This window comes from Acinetobacter sp. FY683, assembly GCF_059515885.1.
Genome location: NZ_JCAKNA010000028.1, coordinates 22,740 through 29,348, shown reverse-complemented (window position 1 = coordinate 29,348; position 6,609 = coordinate 22,740). Strand labels below are relative to the sequence as shown.

Sequence of the window (6,609 nt, the reverse complement as noted above, 5' to 3'; positions counted from 1 at the left end):
GTAAGCGTCCGCTGAACCCCATGCCTATTTTTTAATTCGGTTCAGGTTTCCAGCGGTGTGGTAGCAATTCTTCAATCTGAGTCACTTTATGTGTCGGCAATCTTTTCAGCACATCACTTAAATAGGCATACGGATCCAGCCCATTCAGCTTTGCTGACTGGATTAATGTCATAATATTGGCTGCTCGCTGACCGCTGCGCAGCGAACCTGCAAATAACCAGTTCTTACGTCCCAACGCCCAGGGGCGCATCTGGTTTTCCACCCAGTTATTGCAAATCGGTAGATTGCCATCATCCAGATAGCGGCTTAAAGCTGGCCAACGCTTCAGAGTGTAATTGATCGCCTTGGCGGTTGGAGAACTCGATGGCACAGTCAGTTGATGTTGGTTGAGCCATTCATACAGTTGTTGCATCACCGGTTGACTATGCTGTTGTCGGTATTCGCGGCGCTGTTCTGCTGTACCATCGGTCTTTTTCCTGAGTTCTGCTTCTATCGCATACAGTTTCTGAATCAGCACTAATGCCTGTTCAGCGATCTGACTTTTCCCGGTCACATGCAGTTCATGAAATTTACGACGTGCATGTGCCATGCAGCCCACCTCAATGACATCGCCTGATTTAAAGCGTGCTTTATAACCGCTGTAATCATCACAGACCAGATGGCCCTGCCAGCCATTCAGGAACTCTTCTGCATGCTGACCTGAACGACTATCCTGAAAGTCATAGATCACGGCTTGAACTGGATTGTACTGTGTAGTGGCATAGGCCCAGACATAACCTTTCTTCGGTTTTTTATCATTCTCACCCATCCGCATGATGGTGACTGGTGTTTCATCTGCATGCAGCACCCGCTGTTGCAGCACCACCTGTTTTAAGGCATTGGCCAGAGGTTCCAGTTCCACACCGCAGCGACCAATCCAGTCAGATAAAGTAGATCTGGACAGATCAATGCCCGCCCGCTGATAGATCAGGCGCTGACGGTACAGCGGCAAATGATCAGCGTATTTCGAGACCAGCACATGGCTGAGCAGTTCAGGTGAAGCAATGCCTTTATCAATCACATAGGCGGGCATCGCTTGCTGAGTCAGGGTGTCACACTGATCACAGACCCATTTGCCACGCACATGCTGTTCCTTATAGAACTGTGCCGGTCTGAAATGCAGTTTTTCACTGATATCTTCGCCGATACGACGGAGTTGGCAGCCACAAGCACATTGGGTTGATGTTGGTTCATGCTCAATACGAATGGTGTGTAGATGATCGGGCAGCAGTCGACGTTTAGGTTTATTTGCTTTGGCTTTGTGTGTCGCTGCATCGGTTTTATCTGCATTCAGCCGCTCCAGTTCCAGATCGACTGCTGTGATATCTTCTTCGACCGCCTCATCCCACAGATGGATTTGTTTTGCGGTGAGATGTTCGTTTTTACTACCGAATTTGTGCTGTTTAAACAGCGCCAGTTCATGCTCGTATTTTTGATTGAGAATAGAAAGATGTTGAACTTTGGCATCCAATTGCTGGTTTGATTTTTCTAATTCTTGATTTGATTGTGCCAGAGACTGATGCTGCATTGCCAACTGTCTGGTAAATTCCAGCAGTTGTTCATGGGTCAGTTGGCTTAAGTCTGGCAGCGTATTCATGACCGCAGTATGCCTGAGGTCATGACGCAGAGGAAATAGAACGTTTGGAGAATAGCAGAATGGACCAGCCTGGTTTAAAGCATCGTCACCACCTGCTGTCGTCCAATGCGCTGCCAGGGCAAACCCTGGATCAGTGCTTGTAACTGTTCCGGACTGATCGCCATGCTTTCACCCTGGTGAACCTGCGCCCAGTGGAATTTTCCCTGTTCCAGCCGCCGGGCACACAGCCAGATGCCCAGTCCATCATGTACCAGCACTTTCATGCGATGGCCACGTTTATTACAGAACAGGTAAGCACAATGCGGTTTAATGTAGCCAAAGGCTTTCATGATCTGCGCCATAGCCGTATCCATACCCGCACGCATGTCCATCGGCTGGGTAGAGAGCCAGATTTCATCGATACGGATCATTTGATCAAGCCCTGAAGTAAAAGCAGCAACTCCTTGGCCGATTCCACTGGCCATTCGATTTCGATCACCTGATCTCTTGCAGAACATTGTTTCTGATGCAGTGGAATTCTGATATGAGCGACAGTATTCTTCTCCGGAACAGATAGCGGAGGTGCGTCTTGTTTGGCTGGAGTCGGGTGAAGCATGACCGGAAGAAAGTCAGTCTGTGGACTAGATGGGGTTGTTAATGCAGGGGGTATTGATCTGGATTGACGAATCCATTTATGCAACAGATTGGCATTGATCTGATGTTGCATTGCGACCTTGGCCACTGATGTATCTGGCTGCTGGCATTGCTGAATAAGTTGATGTTTAAATTCAGCCGTGAAGGTTCGACGAGGCTTTTTTAGCGTTGGTGTGCTGTCTATAACTGTCTTTAAATCCATAAATAGGTGTCCACTTAAAATTTAGTGGACACTATCGCGGTATTAATGAGTTAGAAAAAGTGGGATTCAGCGGACGCTTACGAAATAAGGGGATATTGAGAACTTTATCTTGCAGGAGGGTTTTAAGAGTAGAATTTATATTGGAATTGCTAGATATAAACGAGCCGTATGGTTGATGCACAATAAGCACGAGAATAAGCCCACTTTGAAAAATTAAAATAATAGTGAAAATAAGGTTTGTTTGATTGAGAAATAGTGATTTATTTTAAGTACGCTTGTGGATAATGATTAAATTATCCACAAGCTATTTGTGAGTCAATATGAATTAAGACGAACAGCTCACCATAACTTCAGGTACGTCACTTGGAAGCGGGGCTAAATCTTCAGGTTTTTCTAGGTCAGTTTGCTGAGTAAATGGCTGACTTAATAAATTAAATAAACGATCTACTTCAGAAAAATCATTACGTTCAGCATGTTCAATCGCTTTTTGAGCCATGTGATTGCGTAAAATATAACGTGGATTAGCTTTTCTCATTTGGGTATCAAGTTCATCTAAATCTTGTCCATTTCGAATAGCTTCGTATTGGATTAAAAAGTTTTCAAAAGCAAATCTATCCAAACAATCATCTTTTAAAGCTTCAAATTCTTTGTTTTGTAGACGAATAAAACTTTGTGTGTAATCAAGTTGTTCACTCTGCAAAATTCGCAAGAAAGCCATTGCACAATCAAAGCTATCTTTATGAAAACTTGGCAAGCCCATTTTTTGATTTAAACCATGTTTGTAATGATCTAAGAAAGTTGGCTCGAAGTGTTCTAAGCATTTAGCAAACTCATTTTTCCATTGTTCTTTATCAATATTTTGTGGACAAAGTGGAACTAAATTATTAAGCCATGTCCATAAATTCCAATGACCAATACTTGGTTGCTGCTGATAGGTATAACGTGCTTTGTAATCGCTATGATTGTTAATCCAATTTGGACGAAAACGCTCCATAAATCCATAAGGACCAAAATCTAAAGTTGAGCCTGTAATGTTTAGATTATCTGTGTTCATTACACCATGGGCAAAACCTACCAATTGCCAATGTGAAATCATTACGGCAGTACGTTGAATGACTTTTGTGGCAAAGGCTAAAATCGGTTGGTCTGCCTCAAGACATTCAGGATAATGCCATTCAATACATTTTTGCGTAAATTCAGGCAGTAGATCTGCTTGATATTGATTAATCCATTCAAAATGTCCAAGGCGAATATGGCTGTCAGATGTACGGAGCATCATCGCCCCAAGTTCTAGTTTCTCACGTTGCACACCTTGAGCAGATGACGTAAAACCTACAGCATTACTTGAGGGAATTCCTAAAGCATTTAACGCATGACCTGCTAAATATTCACGTATTACCGAACGTAAAACAGCACGTCCATCTCCCATACGAGAGTAGGGCGTAGAACCTGCACCTTTTAAATGTAAGTCTATGGTTTGGTTATGCTGATTTACGATTTGTGCAATAAGTAAACCACGTCCATCTCCCAATTGACCTGCCCATTGTCCAAATTGGTGACCTGCATATACCATGGCAAGTGGTTCAAATTCTGCAAAGGTTTTTTGCCCACTACAAATTTCTACCCAGTATTTTTTATCATCTTCAGACCAGTTTAATTCATTGGCTAAATTTTCATTAAAATGTCCTGCTTTAGCACCTTTTAAAGGAGCAGGCTGTTGTTGATGATAAAGTTTCGGGCTAAGAGATGGGTATTGTGAGCTAAATTGCATAGGGGCAAATATCTATAAAGTTTCTTGTTTTAATATAGCAAACTTCATCTTCATTTATAAAAAAGCTTTTATATTCATATTATGATTTATTGAAACATAAAACCTGTCAGCTTAGAAACGTTCTTGTTATAAACAGTTAAAATTAGCGATGGTGATTTTATCAGGTTATAAAAAAAGCCCCATAAATGGGGCTTTTTAACATTGATTGAATTAGTTTGATGCTGGGTTCTTTTTCAAATTACGCACAAGTAAGTTCAGTGTTGCACGATGATGAGAAAGACGCTGTTCTACCAATTGGAATTCGACTTTAAGTTTGTCATCCATTTGGTGAATTTTTTCCGCAACAGCAGCTTTTTTCGCTTGGATTTCTTGCTCTTTTAACTTTGCCCAATCATTTAAAGTATGAGTGAAAGCATCATATTCTTGAGCAACTTTAGCTTTTACAGATTCAATATCATCGCTGACATTCAGACCATAAATAGCAATGTCTTGTTCGGCATATTTAAACTTCATTGCCAACTCTGCTTTCTTAATGTTAAAGCTAGGAATACGACGTAAGTTTTTAGCTAAACCGAGTTTAGAGCAAGTCCAAATTAACCATTTAGTTGGGTCATATTGCCACCATTTCACGCCATTACGATAGTCGTATTGGAAGATGTGATGGTAGTTATGATAGCCTTCACCCCAAGTTGCAATAGCTAACCAAAAGTTGTCACGTGCAGTATTTTCGTCTGTATAAGGACGTGAACCCCACATGTGGCATAAAGAGTTAATAAAGAAAGTCACATGATGACTTAAGATTAGACGCATTAAACCGCCCAATAACAATACACCCCACATATCGCCAGTTGCTAAACCAATTGGTATTAAAATAGCAGCATGAACAGTAATAACTAACGGAATATAGTATTTGTCTTGGAACATTACGACTTTATCTTTTAATAAGTCGGGAGCATTTTTATAGTTAGCTTCAGCTGCTGGATAGTTACGAAGCATCCAACCAATATGTGCATACCAAAAACCATTATTAATTGAGTATGGGTCTTGGTCGATATCATCTACATGACGATGATGTGTGCGGTGACCCGATGCCCAAAACAAAATACTGTTTTGAACAGCAAAAGTACCCATTAACATTAAAATGATTTTTAACGGCAATGTTGCTTCATAAGCACGATGTGCCCATAGACGGTGATAGCCTGCAGTAATACCAAGACTACTGACACCTAGTAAAACAAACATACTTACCCACGCACTTACGCTGAAATCATGATGATATGCGTAAAGTGGAATAGCGATTATCGCAACAATAGGTAAAAACACCAATGCAAAAACTGCAATCCAGTTGATTGGGGCTTTTGGTAGGGGAGCATTCATCTCCAACAGTACTCCTAGAACCTTTGCAGGTTATAAAATGTAGCTTTAGCTTGTATAAAATTAAGCTGTAATTCTTAGCATCTTAGCATGCTTTTTAAAAGATGCACTATCATTATTGTACAGTTGTATTGTGTTAAATTGATACAAAACAAATCACCCCAATAATAGCTTTTACAGAAGCTTAAAAACCTATCTTAACGGAATAGTTTGATTTTAAAAACCAATGGAAATACTTGGAAATAAAGGAGATAGTGAAAATGATTAAGTTGTAGAGCGTAGAGCTTTTTGCATTTCTTTAGGAAAATCAGTGATCAATCCATTAATGCCTAAGTGACGTAATTCTTGAGCGCGTTTTACATCATTTACTGTCCATACGCTAATCGCTAAATTGGCAGCTTGTGTCGCAGTAATTATTTCATCTGTAGCAAGTTCATTCATCCATCCAATTTGGCAACATCCAAGTGCTAATGCTTGATCAATTGCACGATGTTGAATGTCATTTTCAATCAATAAACCATGTCGAAAAGAAGAGTTTTGTTGGTTGAGTGCTTGATGAATTTTAGTATCGAAGCTCGTAATAACGGCAGAATTTTCATAACCATTTAAGTGTTTTTGTAATGTTTCTACAAGCTTGTTTGCATCGTAAGCTGAACTAACGGCTTTTACTTCAACTTCAATATGATCAAAGTTATGAATAATTTTTAGAGTATGATCGAGTAGAGGTGTAATTTCAAAATTTCCCCAAGCATCCCATGTGTGAGATTGATCATAGTTGCACAAATCACTCGATGTACATTCATAGAGTGATTTGTCTTGCCCCGTTGTACGAATCATTTGGTCATCATGCATGATGATGAGAGCATCATCTTTAAGTTGTCGAACATCAAATTCGACAGCACGAATACCTAAGTCTTGAATATATTGAAATCCACCAAGTGTATTTTCTGGTGCCTCACCACGTGCGCCACGATGTCCAATAATTCGCATAGG

Annotated in this window: 6 protein-coding genes; all 6 read right to left on the bottom strand. The window is 40.6% G+C overall.

Going from position 1 to position 6,609, the window contains the following annotated elements:
- Positions 1-31 precede the first annotated feature (31 nt).
- Positions 32-1,636, bottom strand: a complete 1,605-nt coding sequence (gene tnpC / locus AC5YDH_RS12515) for an IS66 family transposase (RefSeq protein ID WP_496118776.1) — start codon at positions 1,634-1,636, stop codon at positions 32-34.
- Between the two features lie 74 nt (positions 1,637-1,710).
- A complete protein-coding gene (gene tnpB / locus AC5YDH_RS12510; RefSeq protein ID WP_496118774.1) occupies positions 1,711-2,046 on the bottom strand; it encodes an IS66 family insertion sequence element accessory protein TnpB in 336 nt (111 codons plus the stop codon).
- The gene (tnpA, locus tag AC5YDH_RS12505) at positions 2,043-2,471 is read right to left on the bottom strand and encodes an IS66-like element accessory protein TnpA (RefSeq protein WP_005108355.1); all 429 of its coding nucleotides are present in this window, start codon (positions 2,469-2,471) and stop codon (positions 2,043-2,045) included. The genes tnpB and tnpA overlap by 4 nt, the downstream gene beginning before the upstream one ends.
- 325 nt (positions 2,472-2,796) lie before the next feature.
- Positions 2,797-4,242 carry a protein adenylyltransferase SelO gene (locus tag AC5YDH_RS12500; RefSeq protein ID WP_496119979.1) on the bottom strand — a complete coding sequence of 482 codons (1,446 nt, stop codon included), beginning with the start codon at positions 4,240-4,242 and terminating at the stop codon, positions 2,797-2,799.
- A gap of 210 nt (positions 4,243-4,452) precedes the next feature.
- Positions 4,453-5,619, bottom strand: coding sequence for an acyl-CoA desaturase (locus AC5YDH_RS12495; RefSeq protein WP_496119977.1), 1,167 nt, complete (start codon positions 5,617-5,619; stop codon positions 4,453-4,455).
- A 261-nt stretch (positions 5,620-5,880) separates the two neighbouring features.
- Positions 5,881-6,606: a glycerophosphodiester phosphodiesterase gene (locus AC5YDH_RS12490; protein WP_496119975.1), complete on the bottom strand. Its 726-nt coding sequence runs from the start codon at positions 6,604-6,606 to the stop codon at positions 5,881-5,883.
- Between the last annotated feature and the right edge of the window lie 3 nt (positions 6,607-6,609).

Coding starts and splice junctions, on each gene's coding strand:
- tnpC (WP_496118776.1), bottom strand. CDS start 1,636: ATGAATACGCTGCCAGACTTAAGCCAACTGACCCATGAACAACTGCTG.
- tnpB (WP_496118774.1), bottom strand. CDS start 2,046: ATGATCCGTATCGATGAAATCTGGCTCTCTACCCAGCCGATGGACATG.
- tnpA (WP_005108355.1), bottom strand. CDS start 2,471: ATGGATTTAAAGACAGTTATAGACAGCACACCAACGCTAAAAAAGCCT.
- AC5YDH_RS12500 (WP_496119979.1), bottom strand. CDS start 4,242: ATGCAATTTAGCTCACAATACCCATCTCTTAGCCCGAAACTTTATCAT.
- AC5YDH_RS12495 (WP_496119977.1), bottom strand. CDS start 5,619: ATGAATGCTCCCCTACCAAAAGCCCCAATCAACTGGATTGCAGTTTTT.
- AC5YDH_RS12490 (WP_496119975.1), bottom strand. CDS start 6,606: ATGCGAATTATTGGACATCGTGGCGCACGTGGTGAGGCACCAGAAAAT.